At 69.4% G+C, this 17,579-nt stretch carries 17 protein-coding genes; 15 read left to right on the forward strand and 2 right to left on the reverse strand.

Annotation, left to right across the window (positions count from 1 at the left end; all coding sequences use genetic code 11):
- Nucleotides 1-76 precede the first annotated feature (76 nt).
- The 10 genes from QRN26_RS07225 to QRN26_RS07270 all read left to right on the forward strand — a co-directional run bounded on the left by QRN26_RS07225 (nt 77) and on the right by QRN26_RS07270 (nt 11,353).
- Nucleotides 77-1,090, forward strand: a complete 1,014-nt coding sequence (locus tag QRN26_RS07225; protein ID WP_082498636.1) for a PhoH family protein — start codon at nt 77-79, stop codon at nt 1,088-1,090.
- On the forward strand, nt 1,087-1,554 hold the full coding sequence (gene ybeY / locus QRN26_RS07230) for an rRNA maturation RNase YbeY (protein ID WP_056006516.1): 468 nt from the start codon (nt 1,087-1,089) through the stop codon (nt 1,552-1,554). Before QRN26_RS07225 ends, ybeY begins: the two co-directional genes overlap by 4 nt.
- A complete protein-coding gene (locus QRN26_RS07235; protein WP_056006513.1) occupies nt 1,554-2,858 on the forward strand; it encodes a hemolysin family protein in 1,305 nt (434 codons plus the stop codon). The genes ybeY and QRN26_RS07235 overlap by 1 nt, the downstream gene beginning before the upstream one ends.
- A complete protein-coding gene (gene era / locus QRN26_RS07240; protein WP_056006509.1) occupies nt 2,855-3,763 on the forward strand; it encodes a GTPase Era in 909 nt (302 codons plus the stop codon). The genes QRN26_RS07235 and era overlap by 4 nt, the downstream gene beginning before the upstream one ends.
- 128 nt (nt 3,764-3,891) lie before the next feature.
- On the forward strand, nt 3,892-5,163 hold the full coding sequence (locus QRN26_RS07245) for an alpha/beta hydrolase (protein ID WP_285036038.1): 1,272 nt from the start codon (nt 3,892-3,894) through the stop codon (nt 5,161-5,163).
- Nucleotides 5,164-5,319: 156 nt separating this feature from the next.
- On the forward strand, nt 5,320-7,080 hold the full coding sequence (gene leuA, locus QRN26_RS07250) for a 2-isopropylmalate synthase (RefSeq protein ID WP_056006507.1): 1,761 nt from the start codon (nt 5,320-5,322) through the stop codon (nt 7,078-7,080).
- 128 nt (nt 7,081-7,208) lie between these two features.
- Nucleotides 7,209-8,393: an ATP-binding protein gene (locus QRN26_RS07255; RefSeq protein ID WP_285036040.1), complete on the forward strand. Its 1,185-nt coding sequence runs from the start codon at nt 7,209-7,211 to the stop codon at nt 8,391-8,393.
- On the forward strand, nt 8,390-9,079 hold the full coding sequence (locus tag QRN26_RS07260) for a response regulator (RefSeq protein WP_056006502.1): 690 nt from the start codon (nt 8,390-8,392) through the stop codon (nt 9,077-9,079). Before QRN26_RS07255 ends, QRN26_RS07260 begins: the two co-directional genes overlap by 4 nt.
- A 106-nt stretch (nt 9,080-9,185) precedes the next feature.
- Nucleotides 9,186-9,944 carry an ABC transporter ATP-binding protein gene (locus tag QRN26_RS07265; protein ID WP_285036042.1) on the forward strand — a complete coding sequence of 253 codons (759 nt, stop codon included), beginning with the start codon at nt 9,186-9,188 and terminating at the stop codon, nt 9,942-9,944.
- A complete protein-coding gene (locus QRN26_RS07270; RefSeq protein WP_285036043.1) occupies nt 9,941-11,353 on the forward strand; it encodes an ABC transporter permease in 1,413 nt (470 codons plus the stop codon). Before QRN26_RS07265 ends, QRN26_RS07270 begins: the two co-directional genes overlap by 4 nt.
- Nucleotides 11,354-11,360: 7 nt before the next feature.
- On the opposite strand, the gene QRN26_RS07275 is transcribed toward QRN26_RS07270, so the two are convergent.
- Complete coding sequence (locus QRN26_RS07275; RefSeq protein ID WP_056006494.1) at nt 11,361-12,029, reverse strand: trimeric intracellular cation channel family protein; 669 nt, start codon at nt 12,027-12,029, stop codon at nt 11,361-11,363.
- A gap of 83 nt (nt 12,030-12,112) precedes the next feature.
- Here QRN26_RS07275 and recO point away from each other — a divergent pair, with 83 nt between their 5' ends.
- The 3 genes from recO to QRN26_RS07290 are packed head-to-tail and all read left to right on the forward strand — an operon-like array spanning nt 12,113 to nt 14,377.
- Nucleotides 12,113-12,850, forward strand: a complete 738-nt coding sequence (recO, locus tag QRN26_RS07280; protein ID WP_285036044.1) for a DNA repair protein RecO — start codon at nt 12,113-12,115, stop codon at nt 12,848-12,850.
- On the forward strand, nt 12,847-13,668 hold the full coding sequence (locus tag QRN26_RS07285) for an isoprenyl transferase (protein WP_056006487.1): 822 nt from the start codon (nt 12,847-12,849) through the stop codon (nt 13,666-13,668). The genes recO and QRN26_RS07285 overlap by 4 nt, the downstream gene beginning before the upstream one ends.
- Nucleotides 13,669-13,696: 28 nt before the next feature.
- Nucleotides 13,697-14,377, forward strand: coding sequence for a DsbA family oxidoreductase (locus QRN26_RS07290; protein ID WP_056006484.1), 681 nt, complete (start codon nt 13,697-13,699; stop codon nt 14,375-14,377).
- Between the two features lie 136 nt (nt 14,378-14,513).
- Here QRN26_RS07290 and QRN26_RS07295 read toward each other — a convergent pair whose 3' ends face one another.
- Nucleotides 14,514-15,032, reverse strand: coding sequence for an aminoacyl-tRNA deacylase (locus QRN26_RS07295; RefSeq protein WP_285036045.1), 519 nt, complete (start codon nt 15,030-15,032; stop codon nt 14,514-14,516).
- 51 nt (nt 15,033-15,083) lie between these two features.
- Here QRN26_RS07295 and dusB point away from each other — a divergent pair, with 51 nt between their 5' ends.
- Nucleotides 15,084-16,244 (forward strand): tRNA dihydrouridine synthase DusB, encoded by a 1,161-nt coding sequence (gene dusB, locus QRN26_RS07300; RefSeq protein WP_056777875.1) that lies wholly within the window; start codon nt 15,084-15,086, stop codon nt 16,242-16,244.
- A 25-nt stretch (nt 16,245-16,269) separates the two neighbouring features.
- Nucleotides 16,270-17,517, forward strand: coding sequence for a deoxyguanosinetriphosphate triphosphohydrolase (locus tag QRN26_RS07305; protein WP_082455798.1), 1,248 nt, complete (start codon nt 16,270-16,272; stop codon nt 17,515-17,517).
- Nucleotides 17,518-17,579 lie beyond the last annotated feature (62 nt).

Below are 17,579 nucleotides of genomic sequence, written 5' to 3' on the forward strand. Positions count from 1 at the left end.
AGCAACGACCCCTGACGTCCCCGCCGGTCGACGGGAGGAGGACGTGGAGCATGTGCTCCATGTCGACGGCATCGCGATGGTCCGGCTGCTCGGGCCGCAGGATCGCCTGCTCACCACCGTCGAGCGCGAACACCCCGGCGTCTCCGTGCACGTGCGCGGGAACGAGATCACCATCACCGGCCCCTCGGCGCAAGCCGATGCGGCCAGACGACTCGTAGAGGAACTCATCACCATGGTCCGAGAAGGACACGACCCTGGCCCGGCGGAGGTCAGCACCTCGGCCCGGATCCTCGGCCAGGACGGCACGGCCTCGCCGTCCGAGGTCCTCGGCCAGGTGATCCTGACCTCCCGTGGCAAGACGATCAAACCGAAGACCGTCGGTCAGCGAGCCTATGTGGACGCCATCGACGAGAACACGATCGTCTTCGGCATCGGTCCGGCCGGCACCGGCAAGACGTACCTCGCCATGGCGAAGGCGGTCCAGGCGCTCCAGCGCAAGGAGGTCAACCGGATCATCCTGACGCGCCCGGCGGTCGAAGCCGGCGAACGGCTCGGTTACCTGCCCGGCACCCTCACGGACAAGATCGACCCGTACCTCCGTCCGCTCTACGACGCGCTCAACGAGATGATGGATCCCGAGATCGTCCCGAAGCTGCTCGCGGCCGGCACGATCGAGGTCGCTCCGCTCGCCTACATGCGCGGACGCACCCTGAACGACTCCTTCATCGTCCTCGACGAGGCGCAGAACACCACGCCGGAGCAGATGAAGATGTTCCTCACGCGGCTCGGGTTCGGTTCCAAGATCGTCGTCACCGGCGACGTCACGCAGATCGACCTCCCGACGGGTGCATCGGGACTCCGTCTCGTCACCCGGGTCCTGAAGGACATCGACGACATCCACTTCGCCAACCTGACGAGCGACGACGTCGTCCGTCACACGCTCGTCGGTCGCATCGTCGACGCCTACGGCGAGTACGACGCCGTCCGCCAGGCACAGCGCTTCGAACGCGAGCAGGCGGCCGAGTTCGCCAACCGCGCGGAGCGTCGTGGGTCAGCGCGAGACCACCAGCCGAAACGAGGACGTTCATGACCATCGAGATCAACAACGAATCAGGCGTGGCGGTCGACGAGTCGCGGATCCTGGCACTCGCGTCCTTCGCGCTCGACGCCATGCATGTCAGCCCCGACGCCGAGCTCGCCATCGTCCTCGTCGACGAGGGCGCCATGGAACAGCTGCACGTCCAGTGGATGGACGAGCCCGGCCCGACGGACGTCCTGAGCTTCCCCATGGACGAGCTGCGCCCTGGGACGGAGGAGAACCCGACACCACCCGGACTCCTGGGCGACATCGTCCTCTGCCCGCAGGTCGCCGAGACGCAGGCGACCGCCGCGAAGCACTCCACGATGGAGGAGCTCCAGCTCCTGACCTGCCACGGCGTCCTGCACCTGCTCGGCTACGACCACGCCGAGCCCGACGAGGAGAAGGAGATGTTCGGCATCCAGCGCGACATCCTCCTCGCCTTCGCGCTGCAGGAGAGACGACGCACCAGCTGATGTCCCTCGTCGCCGTCTTCGTCATCGTCGCGTTCCTCCTCGTCGCCTTCGCCGGTCTCATGGCCGCGGCCGACGCGGCGATCGGCGTCCAATCGGGCGCCGACATCCTCGACCTCGCCGAGGGCGCGCGCTCGGCGTCGGCGCTCCGGGCGATCGCCGCGGACCCCGGCGCGCACGTCAATGCCATCAACTTCATCCGGATCCTCGCGGAGACGACCGCGGCCGTCCTCGTGACGCTCGCGCTCGCCTCCTCGATCGATGAACTGTGGCTGGTCCTCGTCCTGGCCGTCATCATCATGACGGGCACCTCCTTCGTCCTCGTCGGCGCGAGCCCGCGAGGGGTCGGGCGGACCCACGCCAGCGGGGTGCTGCGGTTCAGCGCCCCTGCGATCCGCACCGCCCGGGTCGTCCTCGGGCCGATCGCCAACGTCCTGGTCTCCCTGGGCAACCGGGTCACTCCCGGCCTCCCACGCTCGGTCTCCTTCACCTCCGAGGAGCAGCTGCTCAGCATGGTCGACGAGGCGACGGCGCACTCGGTCCTCGAGGAGGACGACCGCGAGCTCATCCACTCGATCTTCGAGTTCAACGAGACGCTCGTCCGGGAGGTGATGGTGCCGCGCACCGACCTCGTCGGCCTGCAACGCGACCTCAGTGTCCGTGAGGCGCTCGAGGTGTTCCTGGAGACGGGCATCTCGCGGGCACCGGTGAGCGACGGCGACATCGACGACCTGGTCGGCATCCTGTACCTGAAGGACCTCGTGAAGGCCATGTTCGGCGGCGAGGGCGCGGCCGAGGTCGGATCGATCGAGCCGCTGCTGCGGCCGGCGAGCTTCGTCCCGGAGTCGAAGAAGGCCGACTCGCTGCTGCAGCAGATGCAGAAGGACTCGAACCACATCGCGATGGTCGTCGACGAGTACGGCGGCATCTCCGGTCTCGTCACGCTCGAAGACCTCATCGAGGAGCTCGTCGGCGACATCTCCGACGAGTACGACACCGACACCCCCGAGGTCACCGACCTCCACGACGGTCGGTTCCGGGTCGACGCCCGTCTCGCCGTCGACGAGCTGGGGGAGTTGTTCGGTCTCGAACTCGACGACGACGACGTCGACTCCGTCGGTGGTCTGCTGGCCAAGGCGCTCGGACGTCTGCCCGTCGTCGGATCCACCGTCTCGACCAACGGACTCGAACTCACCGCCGAGCGGGTCGAGGGGCGGCGGGGACGCATCCTCACCGTCATCGTCCAGCGCGACGACCAGCTGCAGGACGCCCAGCAGGCGTCCACCGAACACCGGGAGCACCCATGAGCGACACCACCCCTCCGTCCGACTTCCGCGCGGGGTTCGTGTCCTTCGTCGGGCGTCCCAACGTCGGCAAGTCCACGTTGACCAACGCCCTCGTGGGGGAGAAGGTCGCGATCACGAGTTCGAAGCCCCAGACCACTCGACGCGCCATCCGCGGCGTCGTGCACCGCGAGCACGGTCAGCTCATCGTCGTCGACACCCCGGGCATCCACCGCCCGCGGACGCTGCTCGGACAGCGGCTCAACGATCTCGTGCAGTCGACGCTCTCGGACGTCGACGTGATCGGCTTCTGCATCCCGGCCAACGAGAAGCTCGGTCCCGGCGACCGCTTCATCAACGAGTCGCTCGACGGCTTCCCGCGGGCGAAGAAGGTCGCGATCGTCACGAAGACCGACACCGCGAGCCGCACCACGATCGCCGAGCAGCTGCTCGCGATCTCCGAGCTCCGCGACTGGGACGCGGTCATCCCGCTGTCAGCCGTGACGGACGACCAGCTCGACATCCTGGTCACCGAGGTGACGAAGCTCATGCCGCTCTCGGAGCGCCTCTACCCCGCGGAGGCGACGACCGACGAGACCGTCGTCGACCGGGTGTCCGAGCTCATCCGTGAGGCCGCCCTCGAGGGTGTCCAGGACGAGCTGCCGCACTCGCTCGCGGTGACCATCGACGACATGATCCCGCGTGAGGGCACCGACCTGCTCGACATCTACGCCAACGTGTTCGTGGAGCGGGACAGCCAGAAGGCCATCATCATCGGCAAGGGCGGCTCGCGCCTGCGCGACGTCGGCGCTCGCGCCCGGGCCGGCATCGAACCGCTCGTGGGGTCACGGGTGTTCCTCTCGATCCGCGTGAAGGTCGCGAAGGACTGGCAGCGCGATCCGAAACTGTTGGGACGCCTCGGATTCTGACCCGCGGTGTCGGCTAGCTGACAGATGGTTGAGCACGGACTGAGCGCTTGCTGTGGGACAGCGATCGCGCAGGGCGTCCGGCGCTGCGCGCGGACATACTGATCCCGGGGTCGGGAGAGGGTGTCCACGTGTTCGACGGATTGCTGGGATTCCGGCTGGATCAGCCGGTGCTGCTCGTCTGGGCGGCGATCGTCGCCGCGCTGATCGCCGTGATCCTGATCACCGGCCGTCGATCCGTCCGTTCCGTGATCACCAAGGTGCTCGCGGCGGTGTGCGGCGCCGTCTTCGCGTACGTGCTCGCCTGGGTCCTCGGTGACGTCCTCGACGTCTTCGGGATCGGGCTGACCCCGACGACGCGGGCGTGGGCGGCCGTCGCCTGCGCCGGTGCCGCACTCGCGATCGTCAGCATCCCGCGGGCCAGAGCCTGGCGCGTCGTCACGGCCGTCGTCGCGGTGCCGGTGTTCCTGCTCATCGGTGCCCTCGGGATCAACCAGGACTTCGGTCAGTTCCCGACCGTGCGGGCGGCGCTCGGGATCAGTCCCTACGGGGCGTTCACCTCGGTGGCTGCGGCGCGCGGGACGACCGCGGACTGGCGTGCTCCGAGCGCCCTCCCCGCCGCCGGCCGCGTCGAGCGGGTCGACATCCCGGCCACGACGTCCGGGTTCCGACACCGGGAGGCACTGGTCTACCTGCCGCCCGCTGCGCTGACCGCCCACCCGCCGGCGCTGCCCGTGATCGAGGCGTTCAGCGGTCAGCCGGGCCAGCCGGCCGACCTGTTCGCGTCGGCCGGATTCGCGGGTCTCCTCGACCGGTTCGCGGCATCCCACCACGGTCTGGCGCCGATCGTGGTGGTGCCGGACCAGCTCGGGGCACCGGACGCCAACCCGATGTGCGTCGACGGCCCGCTCGGGAACTCGGCGAGCTATCTCACCGTCGACGTCCCGGCGTGGATCACGGCGCACCTCCCCGTCTCCTCCGCTCGGACGGACTGGTTCATCGCCGGCTTCTCGCAGGGCGGCACCTGTTCCATCCAGCTCGGCGCCGCTCATCCCGAGCGCTTCGGCGGCATCCTCGACATCTCCGGAGAGGTGGTCCCCACCATCGGTCCGGCCACGGTCGCGAAAGGGTTCCGCGGGTCGGAGGCGGCCTACGCCGCTGCGGCCCCGTCCGCGATCATGGCCGAGCGGGCCCCCTACGCGGACACCGTCGCGATCTTCGGGTACGGCAGCGCCGATGCGCGCTACGGGCCTGGCGTCGAACGGATCCAGGCGGCCGCAGCCGCCGCCGGTATGCGGACGACCACCTTCGTGTCGCAGGGGACCGCGCACGACTGGCACACCGTCCACACGGTCCTCCAACGGGCGCTGCCGGCGGTCGCGTCGCGGTTCGGCCTCGGCTGAGGGCACTCGGACGGACCCGTGGGTCAGTGCTATGCTGGCGACGTGTTCACCGGTCTGCTCCTCCTTAGCTGCCGCGACGAGTCCTAGTTCCAGGCCTCCCTCGTCGCGGAGTTCGTCATTGGCTCACCCCCAATCCCACGAGGAGATCCCAGGATCATGAAGAACACCCAGAAGCCTTCAGGCATGCCGGTCCATCGCTACCGCGCCTACCAGGACCAGTTCGCCGTGTCACTGCCCGACCGCACCTGGCCGGACCGCCGAATCACCGAGGCGCCGCGCTGGTGCGCCGTCGACCTGCGTGACGGCAACCAGGCGCTCATCGACCCCATGAGCCCCGAACGGAAGCGCATCATGTTCGACCTCCTGGTGAAGATGGGCTACAAGGAGATCGAGGTCGGGTTCCCGAGCGCGAGCCAGACCGACTTCGACTTCGTGCGCAGCCTCATCGAAGAGGGCGCGATCCCCGAGGACGTCACCATCCAGGTGCTGACCCAGGCGCGCGACCACCTCATCGAGCGCACCTACGAGTCGCTGCACGGCGCGAAGCAGGCGATCGTGCACCTCTACAACTCGACCAGCGTCCTGCAGCGGGACGTGGTGTTCCGGAGCGACAAGCAGGGCATCATCGACCTCGCCCTGCACGGGGCCCGGAAGTGCAGGGAGATGGAGTCCACCGTCCCAGGGACGGAGATCTACTACGAGTACTCGCCGGAGAGCTACACGGGGACCGAGCTCGAGTTCGCCGTCGACATCTGCAACCAGGTGGTCGAGGTGCTCGAAGCGACGCCGGACCGCAAGGTCATCATCAACCTCCCGGCCACCGTCGAGATGGCCACGCCGAACGTCTACGCGGATTCGATCGAATGGATGAGCCGCAACCTCGCCAATCGCGAGAACATCATCATCTCGTTGCACCCGCACAACGACCGCGGTACGGCGATCGCCGCTGCCGAGCTCGGCTACCAGGCGGGTGCCGACCGCATCGAGGGTTGCCTCTTCGGGAACGGCGAGCGGACCGGCAACGTCGACCTCGTCGCACTCGGCATCAACCTGTTCACCCAGGGTGTCGACCCGCAGATCGACTTCAGCGACATCGACCAGGTCAAGCGGACCGCCGAGCACTGCAACCAGCTGCCGGTGCACGAACGGAGCCCCTGGGCGGGAGACCTGGTCTTCACGGCGTTCAGCGGCTCGCACCAGGACGCGATCAAGAAGGGCTTCGAGGCGATGTCTGTCGAAGCGGCGTCGCAGGGCAAGGACGTCTCCGACCTGGAGTGGGCGGTCCCGTACCTCCCCGTCGACCCGCAGGACCTGGGTCGCAGCTACGAAGCGGTCATCCGCGTCAACTCGCAGTCCGGCAAGGGCGGCGTCGCCTACCTGCTGAAGAACGACCACGCACTGGACCTCCCGCGTCGACTGCAGATCGAGTTCTCCGGAGTCGTGCAGGCCAAGACCGACGCCGAGGGCGGCGAGGTGACGAGCGGCCAGATCTGGGCGGTCTTCCAGGACGAGTACCTCCCGGCGGCTGCAGCCGATGCGAAGTGGGGCCGGTTCGAACTGCAGTCCACCAAGACGTCGAGCGACCTCGCGGGCACCGTGGTGCTCGAGGTCGCCCTCCGCGACGGCGAGGCCGTGGAGGAGCGCACGTCGACCGGGAACGGTCCGATCGCGGCGTTCCTCAACATGCTCTCCGACCGCGGCATCGAGGTCACGCTCTACGACTACGTCGAGCACACGCTGAGCGCCGGTGGTGACGCCGAGGCCGCCGCGTACGTGGAGCTGCAGGTGAACGATCAGCGACTCTGGGGCGTCGGTATCGACGGTGACATCGCGACCGCATCGTTGAAGGCCGTCGTGTCGGCGGTCAACCGCGCCGTGCGGTCCGGTGTCGAGGCTCGGGAGCTGGCGGCCATCTGACGTCTCCCGCTGCGCCGGGTCCTCCTTCGGGAAGACCCGGCGCAGCGGCGTTCTCTGGACGTACACCCGGAGGATGATCTTGCGCCGTGGGTGCAGGCCCTCCGGTGGGCAGGTCGTACGGTTGGAGGATGCTCCGCACGCTCCGGCCCGGCCAACTGGCCGTCGACATCGCACTGCCGTCCGTGCTGTTCATCCTCACGTTCCTGTTGTACGCGACGAGGCCGCAGCAGTACGTGATCGTGCTCCTCGGCATGTGCGCCGCCCTCGCCGTGCGCCGGCTCGCCCCGGGGATCTCGCTCGCCATCGCCTGGGTGACGGCCCTCGTGCAGATGCTGCTGCTCCTCGCGCCGGACCCCGCGAACTTCGCGATCCCCGTGGTGTTGTACGCCGCCGCGACGTACGGCGGGAAAGTCGCACGATGGCTCTCCTTCGCCTCCGCCTTCCTCGGGGCTGCGCTCATCGTGGTCTACGTGATCGTCGTCCCGAGCTGGACGACGGGCGTGAACGCCGAGATCAACTCCTTCGGACTGGCGACCGACCTGACCCCGATCGCGAAGGTGACGATCGGGCTCTTCATGTTCCTCGCGTTCGCGGCGTTCTTCGGGCTCGCGTGGACGGCCGGTGTCCTCATGCGGACCTGGCGCCGAGCCAGGGACAGTCGCCAGGCGCAGTTGCTGGCCGAACGCGACGTCGCCGTCGAACAGGAGCGCAACCGCATCGCCCGCGACATGCACGACGTCGTCGCGCACTCGCTGGCGGTCGTGATCGCACAGGCCGACGGAGCCAGATACGCCCTGGCCGCCGACCCCGATTCGGCGGACCAGGCGCTCCGGACGATCTCGAGCATCTCCCGGGAGGCCCTGGCCGACGTGCGGGTGCTGCTCGGGCAGTTGCGGTTCCAGCAGAGTGAGGGTCCGCAGCCGGTCATGGCCGACCTCGACCGCCTGTACGAGCAGCTGCGCGGGGCTGGCGTCGACGTCGTGGTCGAGAACCACGGAGCGGAGCGGCCGGTGGCGACCGGGTCGCAGCTCGCGGTCTACCGGATCATCCAGGAGGCGCTCACGAACGCCCTCCGCCACGGCGACCACCGCGCTCCGATCGACGTCCACCTCGACTGGACCGGCCTGGAGCTGCAGGTGTGGATCGTCAACCGCGCGAAGTCGGAACCGCCCAAGCCCGGAACCGGTCACGGACTCGCCGGGATGAACGAGCGCGCTACGCTGGCAGGCGGCAGGTTCGGGACGACCCTGGTGGACGGTCTCTTCACCGTGTACGCATCGATCCCGTTCACGACGGCAGGAGTGACGAGATGACCGATCCACACGGCAACGCGGCGGCGGAGGCGATCACCATCGCGCTGGTGGACGACCAGGCCCTGTTCCGCGGCGGCATCCGCATGCTCATCGGCTCCCAGCCGGACCTGCGGGTCGTCGGTGAAGCGTCCGACGGACGACAGGCGGTGGAGCTCGCTGCCCGCACCCGTCCGCAGGTGATCCTCATGGACGTCCGGATGCCGGTCATGGACGGTATCGAGGCGACCAAGGCGATCCTGGCGGAAGCGGACGCGCGCGGGACGGAGCGCCCCCGCATCATCGTGCTGACCACCTTCGACCTCGACGAGGCGGCCGCGACGGCGATCCGGGCCGGGGCGAGCGGTTTCGTGCTGAAGGACGCCGAACCGGAGTTCCTCCTCGCGGCGATCCGCACGGTGCATGCAGGGAACGCGGTCATCGCGGCGTCCGCGACGCGGGAGCTGTTCGAGCACTTCCGCCAGGCGCCCGCGCCGCCGGTCGCACCCCAGCGCTACGCCGAACTCACCGCTCGGGAGCGGGAGATCTTCCTCCTCGCGGCGCGCGGGCTGAGCAACTCGGAGATCGCGGCGGCGGAATTCCTCAGCGAGGCGACGGTGAAGACCCACATCAGCCGGATCTTCGGCAAGCTCGAAGTGCGTGACCGCGTGCAGCTCGTCGTCTTCGCCTTCGAGCACGGGCTCGTCTGACCGGTCGCCCGCTCCACCGCCGGGGTTCGAGGATCATCCGTCCGATGTAGGCGGATCGCTCGGGCGCACGACGCGGACGAAGGGGCTCCCTCCATAGCGTCGAAGTATGGACAATTCAGCACAACCAGCCGTCGTCGCCAGCGTTCGCGGTCTGCGCAAGAGCTACGGCCCGTCGGGCAATCAGGTCGTCGCGCTCGACGGCGTCGACCTCGAGATCCAGCGTGGTCGGTTCACGGCCATCATGGGGCCGAGTGGATCGGGGAAGTCGACGCTCATGCACATCATGGCGGGCCTCGATCAGGCCACCGAGGGCCGCGTCCGGCTCGGTGACCAGGACATCACCGACCTCGACGACGGGCAGCTCACCATCCTGCGCCGGCGCCGGGTGGGGTTCGTCTTCCAGGCGTTCAACCTCGTTCCGACCCTCGACGTCGCCGCGAACATCCGGCTGCCGTTCGAGCTCGACGCCAGACGTCCGACGAGCGAGGAGCAGAGCTGGATCGACGTGCTCGTGAGCACGCTCGGACTCGCGTCGCGGCTGGGGCACCGACCCCATGAGCTCTCGGGCGGCCAGCAGCAGCGGGTCGCGATCGCGCGTGCCCTGGCGACGCGGCCCGAGTTGCTCTTCGCCGACGAGCCGACCGGCAACCTCGACTCACGCACCGGCCGGAGCGTGTTGGCGCTCCTCGCAGCCGCGAGCACGGAGTACGGGCAGAGCATCGCGATGGTCACCCACGACCCCATCGCCGCGAGCTACGCGGACCGGATCGTGTTCCTCGCCGACGGCAAGGTCGTCGAGGACCGTCCGCGGTCGACACCCGAGCAGATCTCCGCACTGATGCTGGGTATGGAGCGTGCGGCGTGAGCGGCTCGGCGCTCGGCCCGCGCGCGAGTGAGCATCGGGCGAGCCTGCTCGTGGCGACGCTGAGCGCGTCGTTCGGGGTCCTCCTGCTGATGGTCACCAGCATCCTGTCGACGTTCATCCTCGCGGACGACGTCACGGGGTCCAGCGGGTCCGTCGTGATCATGCTCGTGCTGGCCGCAGCCGTCTTCGTGTCGCTCGCGGTGTACGTGGGTGCGATCGTCACGGCCAACACCTTCGCGACCATCGTCGCCGGCCGGACGAGGACGATCGCGCTCCTCCGGCTCATCGGATCGACCGCGAGGTCCCAGCGCCGCGCCGTCGCGCGGGAAGGCGTCGTCGTCGGTCTGCTCGGCGGTGGGGCCGGCCTCGTCGTCGGCCTCCTCGCCGCCTTCGCCCTCGTCCGCGTCGGCGTGGCCACCGGTGTGTTGCCGGAGCTGCAGTACCCGATCGCCGAGCCGGCGGTCCTCCTCCCGGTCGCCGCCGTCGTCCTGACGACCTGGCTCGCATCGTGGATCGGTGCTCGTCGGGTCCTGTCGGTCACCCCCATGCAGGCGATCGGCGGATCCCAGGAGCTGAGCCGGGAGGAGACCGTCGCGCGACCCGCTCGGAACGCGGTCGCGATCGGCCTGTTCGTCGTCGGTGTCCTGCTCCTCCTCGCCGGGGTGGGCGTGGGGCTCGTGTCGCCGCTCGGGGTGCTCATCGGCATCGTCGGCGGGATCGTGTCCTTCTCCGGCCTCATCCTCGGTGCGCACCTCGTGATGCCGCCGGCGTTGCGTCTCGTCGGCCGGCTGTTCGGGGGTTCCGCGACGGCCAGGCTCGCCGCCGAGAACGCGGTCCGCTACCCGGAGCGCAGCTCACGCACCACGATCGGTCTCGTGATCGGTGTCACGCTCGTGACGATGTTCGCCGTCGCGGCGGCGAACTTCCAGGAGCTCGTCATGAACGCGCAGGCGATGGAGCCGGAGCTCTATGAGGGGACCCAGACCGTGGTCGCGACGACCGTCGGCGTGTTCTCCGCACTCATCGGGCTGAGTGCGCTCATCGCCGCCGTCGGCATGGTGAACAACCTGTCCCTCAGCGTGCTCCAGCGCACCCGCGAACTCGGGCTGCTGCGGGCGCTCGGGTTCTCGGCTCGACAGATCCGCCGGATGATCGTGATCGAGTCGGCGCAGCTGACGATCGCCGCCGTGGCCGTCGGGCTCGTGCTCGGCACCTTCTACGGGTGGGCGGGGGCGCAGTCGATGTTCGGCGCGATCAACGGCTCGCCGGGACTGATCGTGCCGGTCATCCCGTGGGGCATCGTGCTCGTGATCGTGGTGCTCGCCGCGCTGCTCACCGCTGCGGCGTCGGTGGCTCCCTCACGACGGGCCACCCGCATCGCCCCGGTCGCCGCGCTCGCGGTCGACTGAGCCCCGCTCAGCCTCGTGTCGAGCGGCGCCAGATCCGCCATCCGCCGATCTGGCGCTGCTCGGGCAGCGTCCACCCGAAGCGCACCGCCAGGAGCCGGATCACCGCGGTCGATGAGACACCGACGATCGCCGCGATCCCGAGCGGAGCGCCGAAGGTGACGGCGAGGACGAGCAGGGCCGTCCCCACCGCGGCGGCGACGGCGTACAGGGAGCCCACGTGCATGAGTGCCACGGGGACGCCCAGCATGACGTCCCGGAGCACGGAGCCGCCGACGGCCGAGACGGTGCCGACGAAGATGGCCGGGATGACGGGGAGCCCTGCCGCCAGTGCCTTGGTGGAGCCGATCGCCCCGAACATGCCGATCGTCAGGGCGTCGAGGCCGATGATCACCGGTCCGAGCCGGGTCACCGTCCGGAGGAGGAGCATGCCGAGCAGGGCCGCCCCCGAGGCGACGGGGAGGTACCAGTTGTTCTGCAGCGATGCCGGAACCTGCCCGAGCAGGATGTCGCGGATGAGACCGCCGCCGAGCCCGACGACGACCCCGATGATCGCGACGCCGAGCCAGTCGAGCTGACGATCCTGGAACCTGGCCGCGAACATCGCGCCCTGGACGGCGCCGATCGCGACCGCCGAGAGGTCGACCCAGAGTGGGACGACGAAGAGGACCTCGTTCACGGTTGCATCTCTCGCGGCGCTCCTTCGGTCCCGGACGGCGGTTCCCGGGGCACGTTGTCGGTGCGAGGCGGGATAATCGATGCGTGCCGGTATATCGAGACGAAGTGGTGGTGTTGCGGACCCACAAGCTCGGCGAGGCCGATCGCATCGTCACCATGCTCTCACGCAGCAGGGGCAAGATCCGGGCGGTCGCCAAGGGTGTCCGCCGCACCGGGTCGAAGTTCGGCTCGCGGCTGGAGCCGTTCATGGTCGCCGACGTCCAGTTCTACGAGGGCCGCAGCCTCGACACCATCACCCAGGCCGAGTCGCTCGGCTCCTACGGGGCCGAGATCAGCGCCGACTACGGCAGCTACACCGCTGCGAGCGCGATGGTCGAGACGGCCGACCGGCTGACGGAGTCGGAGGGCTCCCTGCAGCAGTACCTGCTCCTCGTCGGTGCGCTGCGCTCGCTCTCGAAGCACGAGCACGGTCCGCGGCTCACGCTCGACTCGTACCTCTTGCGTGCGTTCTCGCTCGCGGGGTGGGCACCGAGCTTCGGCGCCTGCTCGCGTTGCGGGACGGAGGGCGACTACTCGCACGTGGTCGTGCAGTTGGGCGGCGTCGTCTGCGACGACTGCGCGCCGTCGGGCAGTCCCCGCCTGGACGCCGAGACCCTCTCGCTCCTCGGTGCCCTGCTGTCGGGCGACTGGGAGTACGCGGAGGCGGCGGCTGAACAGACGGCCTCGCGGGCGAGCGGGTTCACCGCGGCCTACGCGCAATGGCATCTTGAGCGCGGGCTGCGGTCGCTCGCGCACCTCGAACAGGATCGGAGCCGCGGGTGACCCCGAAGCCGTACACCCACCGCGACGCGGTGCCCTTCAAACCGATCGACTGGACGGGGGAGTACCCGCCGGAGTTCAAGCGGGGCGAGGTCCCCGCGCACGTCGCCATCGTCATGGACGGCAACGGCCGCTGGGCCAATCGACGAGGGCTCACCAGGGTCGAGGGGCACAAGGCGGGCGAAGCCGCGCTGCTGGACGTCGTCGCCGGTGCACTGCAGCTCGGCATCAAGCATCTGTCGGTCTATGCGTTCTCGACCGAGAACTGGAAGCGTTCGCCCGACGAGGTCCGCTTCCTCATGGGGTTCAACCGAGAAGTGCTGCACCGCCGGCGCGACCAGCTCAACGAGTGGGGCGTCCGCGTCCGCTGGTCCGGCCGGCGGCCTCGCCTCTGGGCGTCGGTCATCAAGGAACTGCAGACGGCTGAGCAGCTCACCCGCGACAACGACCGCCTGACCCTCACCATGTGCGTCAACTACGGCGGGCGCAACGAGATCGTCGACGCGGTGCGCACCATCGCCGACGACGTGGCCGCTGGGCGGATCAAACCGTCCGCAGTGTCGGAACGGCTCATCCAGAGCCGGCTGTACCTGCCCGACCTCCCCGACGTCGACCTCTTCGTGCGGAGTTCGGGAGAGCAGCGCACGAGCAACTTCCAGCTGTGGCAGTCCGCCTACGCGGAGATGGTCTTCCTCGACACCCTGTGGCCCGACTTCGGTCGGCGTCAGCTGTGGGACGCCGTGGAGCGGTACGCCGGACGCGATCGGCGCTTCGGGGGAGCACGAGACGTCCCCGACGCCGCCGAGTCGGCGGGGGAATGACCGGCGCTCCTCCGTGGTTGGCCCTGACATGAGCGAACCCATCAAGATCGACATCTGGTCCGACATCGCGTGCCCGTGGTGCTACATCGGCAAGCGCAAGTTCGAGCGCGGTTCGGCGGAGTTCGCGCAGCTCGGCGACGGACGCGAGGTGGAGGTCGAGTACCACTCCTTCGAGCTCGCACCCGACACCCCGGTCGACTTCGACGGGACGGAGATCGACTTCCTCGTGAAGCACAAGGGCATGCCAGCCGATCAGGTCCAGCAGATGCTCGACCGCGTGACGGGCATCGCCGCCGAGACCGGCCTCGCCTACGACTTCGGCATCCTCCAGCACACCAACACGGTGAAGGCACATGAGCTGCTCCACTTCGCGAAGGCCGAGGGCAAGCAGCTGGAGATGACCGAGCGCCTCCTCAAGGCCTACTTCACCGAGGGCCGCCACGTCGGACGGGTCGAGGACCTCGCAGACCTCGCCGCGGAGGTGGGACTCGATCGTGAGGCCGTCGTGTCGGCGCTCGAGTCCGGTCGGTTCACGCAGGCGGTCCGTGAGGACCAGGCGACCGCTCAGGGCTACGGCATCCAGGGTGTCCCGTTCTTCGTCATCGACGGTGCGTACGGGGTCTCGGGTGCGCAGGAGCCCGCAGCGTTCGCGCAGGTGCTCGAGCAGGTCTGGACGGAACGCGCGAACGCCGAGCCGGTGCAGGCATGACGTCGGAGACGACGTCGCCGACCGAGCCGGCCGAACGCCCCCGGAGCACGGCGAGCAGACCGCCTCTGCGGATCCTCGGCGCGGACGCCGTCGTCTGCGAGGGCGACAGCTGTCTCGTCCCGACGGGTGCCGCGGCTCAGGACTGAGGGTCCTCCGGCTCCGTGAGGTCGGCCGTGACGGCCCCGATCGCGGCGAGATAGGCCGCTGCGTCGACGAACGCGCTCCAGCCGTGCTCGCCGGCACCGATCGAGATGCGACCGCCGCGGCGGAGGATCCGTTCGTCGGCGTACACGGGCAGTGCGCTCGTCGCGCCGAGGACGGTGATCGTGCCGCGCTCGTAACCGGTCGCGCGGAACGCCGTCTCCGCGTCGGGCATCGCGAGCTTGTTGACGCCCAGCAGGGTGCGGAAGGGCGGCCACGAGATCTTGCGCCCGCCGGGGACGAGCGCGAAGAGGTAGTCGCCGCTGCGACGCTTCACGACGATCGTCTTGACGATCTCGGCGGGCTCGATCCCGAGGAGTTCCGCCGCCTCGTGCAGACTGCGCGCGGCCGGGCGCTGGACCAGCTCGACGTCGATGCCGAGGGAGGCCGCCGCAGCCGCGACGCGTTCGCGGCCGACGGGTTCTGGAACGGCTGGCGTGGCGGCGTCTGACATGTGGTCCTCACTGGGCGCCGAAGCGCCGATCATCTGGGAGAATCGAGGGTGATGTCTCTTCCTACCACGCTCCCGCAGCGCCCGAGCCTCGCGATCGGGCCCATCGTGCTCGACTCGCCCGTCGTGCTCGCGCCCATGGCCGGGATCACCAACACCGCGTTCCGTCGCCTCTGCCGTGAGTACGGCGCCGGTTTGTACGTGAGCGAGATGATCACCTCCCGTGCGCTCGTCGAACGCACACCCGAGACGATGCGGCTCATCCAACATCACGAGAGCGAGACGCTGCGCTCGATCCAGTTGTACGGGGTGGACCCGAAGACGGTCGCCGAGGCCGTCACCATGCTCGTCGCCGAGGACCGGGCCGATCACATCGACCTCAACTTCGGCTGCCCGGTCCCGAAGGTGACCCGCAAGGGCGGTGGCGCCGCGTTGCCGTGGAAGACCGGTCTGTTCCGCGACATCGTCGAGGGCGCCGTCCGCGCCGCCGGCGACGTCCCGCTGACGATCAAGATGCGCAAGGGCATCGATTCCGACCACCTCACCTACCTCGAGGCCGGGCGGATCGCCGAGGGCGCCGGTGTCGCCTCGATCGCCCTGCACGCCAGGACGGCGGCCGAGTTCTACTCGGGACACGCCGACTGGGCGGCGATCACCAAGCTCAAGGAGACGGTCACCTCGGTGCCGGTCCTCGGCAACGGAGACATCTGGTCGGGCGAGGACGCCCTCAGGATGGTCGACGAGACCGGCTGCGACGGCGTCGTCGTGGGCCGTGGCTGCCTCGGGCGCCCCTGGCTCTTCGGCGACCTCAGCTCGGCGTTCGCCGGCGAGGGTACGAAGGCGGAGCCGTCCCTCGGCGACGTCGCTGCCGCGTTCCGGCGTCATGCCGAACTGCTGGCCGAGTTCTTCGAGAGCGAGGAACGCGGGTGCCGCGACATCCGGAAGCACGTCGCGTGGTACTTCAAGGGCTACCCCGTCGGTGGCGACCTGCGGGCCAGCCTCGCCACGGTGGAGTCACTCGAGCAGCTCGACGAGCTCCTGGCGACCCTCGAATGGACGGCTCCATATCCGGGCGCCGCAGCCGAGGGTCAGCGCGGACGAGCCGGCACGCCGAAACGACCGGCGTTGCCTTACGGCTGGCTCGACTCACAGTCGCTCGGTGCCGACGAGCAGACTGAGATCGCGGGCGCGGAACTGGACCACAGTGGCGGATAGCACCACCGCGCAGGGGAGAACGTCCATGGACCAGGACGGCTACACCCTGCACGACGAAGAGCGCTGGCTCCCTGAGCACCACTCCACCCGACGCTCCGACTTCGCCCGCGACCGGGCGCGTCTGCTGCACTCGAGCGCACTCCGCCGTCTCGCCGCGAAGACCCAGGTCCTCAGCCCGACGAGCGGGGTCGACTTCGCTCGGAACCGTCTGACGCACTCCCTCGAGGTGGCGCAGGTCGGCCGTGAGCTCGCCGCCAGTCTCGACCTCGCTCCGGACGTCGTCGACACGGCGTGCCTCGCGCACGACCTCGGCCATCCGCCCTTCGGCCACAACGGCGAGCGGGCGCTCAACGACTGGTCGGCGGGCATCGGAGGCTTCGAGGGCAACGCGCAGACCCTGCGCATCCTCACCCGCCTCGAGTCGAAGGTCTTCGGGCCCGACGGGGAGCCGTACGGGCTGAACCTGACCCGGGCGAGCCTCGACGCCAGCTGCAAGTACCCGTGGCCGGCCGCGCAGTCGATCCCGGACCCGGGTGGCCGCGCCAAATTCGGGTTCTTCGACGAGGACTCGGCGGCCTTCCGATGGTTGCGTGCCGGAGCCCCCGAGCGGGTCCGATGCGTCGAGGCCCAGGTCATGGACCTCGCCGACGACATCGCCTACTCCGTGCACGACTTCGAGGACGCCGTCGTGGGGGAGTACATCGACCCGGCGTTTCTGAACGCGCGAGCAGGCCATGACGGCCTCATCGCCACCGCGCTCTCGTGGGCGGGAGACGACTTCACCCACGACGACCTCGCAGCGGCCTTCGACCGGCTGCAGTCGTCGCACACCTGGATCACGGCGTGGGACGGCTCCCGGCGGGATCTGGGGCGTCTGAAGAACTTCACCAGCCAGATGATCGGCCGGTTCGCCGGTGCGGCGACGGCGGCGACCCGGGAGGCCTTCCCGCAGGCCAGCCTCGTGCGGTTCGGCGCGGACGTGGTGGTGCCGCACGGCATCCAGGCGGAGATCGCCCTGCTCAAGGGGATCGTCGCGGCGTTCGTGATGTACAGCGACTCTCGTCAGCCGCTCTACGTGCGGCAGCGGGAGATCCTCGTCGAGCTGTCCGACGCGGTGTATGCGCTGGGGGAGTCCGCGCTGGACGTGGGGTTCGCCGCCGACTGGCGTGCCGCCGGATCGGACGAGGAGCGCCGACGCGTCGTGGTCGACCAGATCGCGAGCCTGACCGACCAGAGCGCGCTCTCCTGGCACGAGCGCCACACCGGCGCCTGACCCCGCTCCCCACCCTGCCGGGTGACCGCCTCCGTCGGGAGACCGCCGTCAGGGAGGGACGA

Origin of the sequence: Plantibacter sp. ME-Dv--P-095, from assembly GCF_030209365.1 — a bacterium.
Lineage (GTDB): Bacteria > Actinomycetota > Actinomycetes > Actinomycetales > Microbacteriaceae > Plantibacter.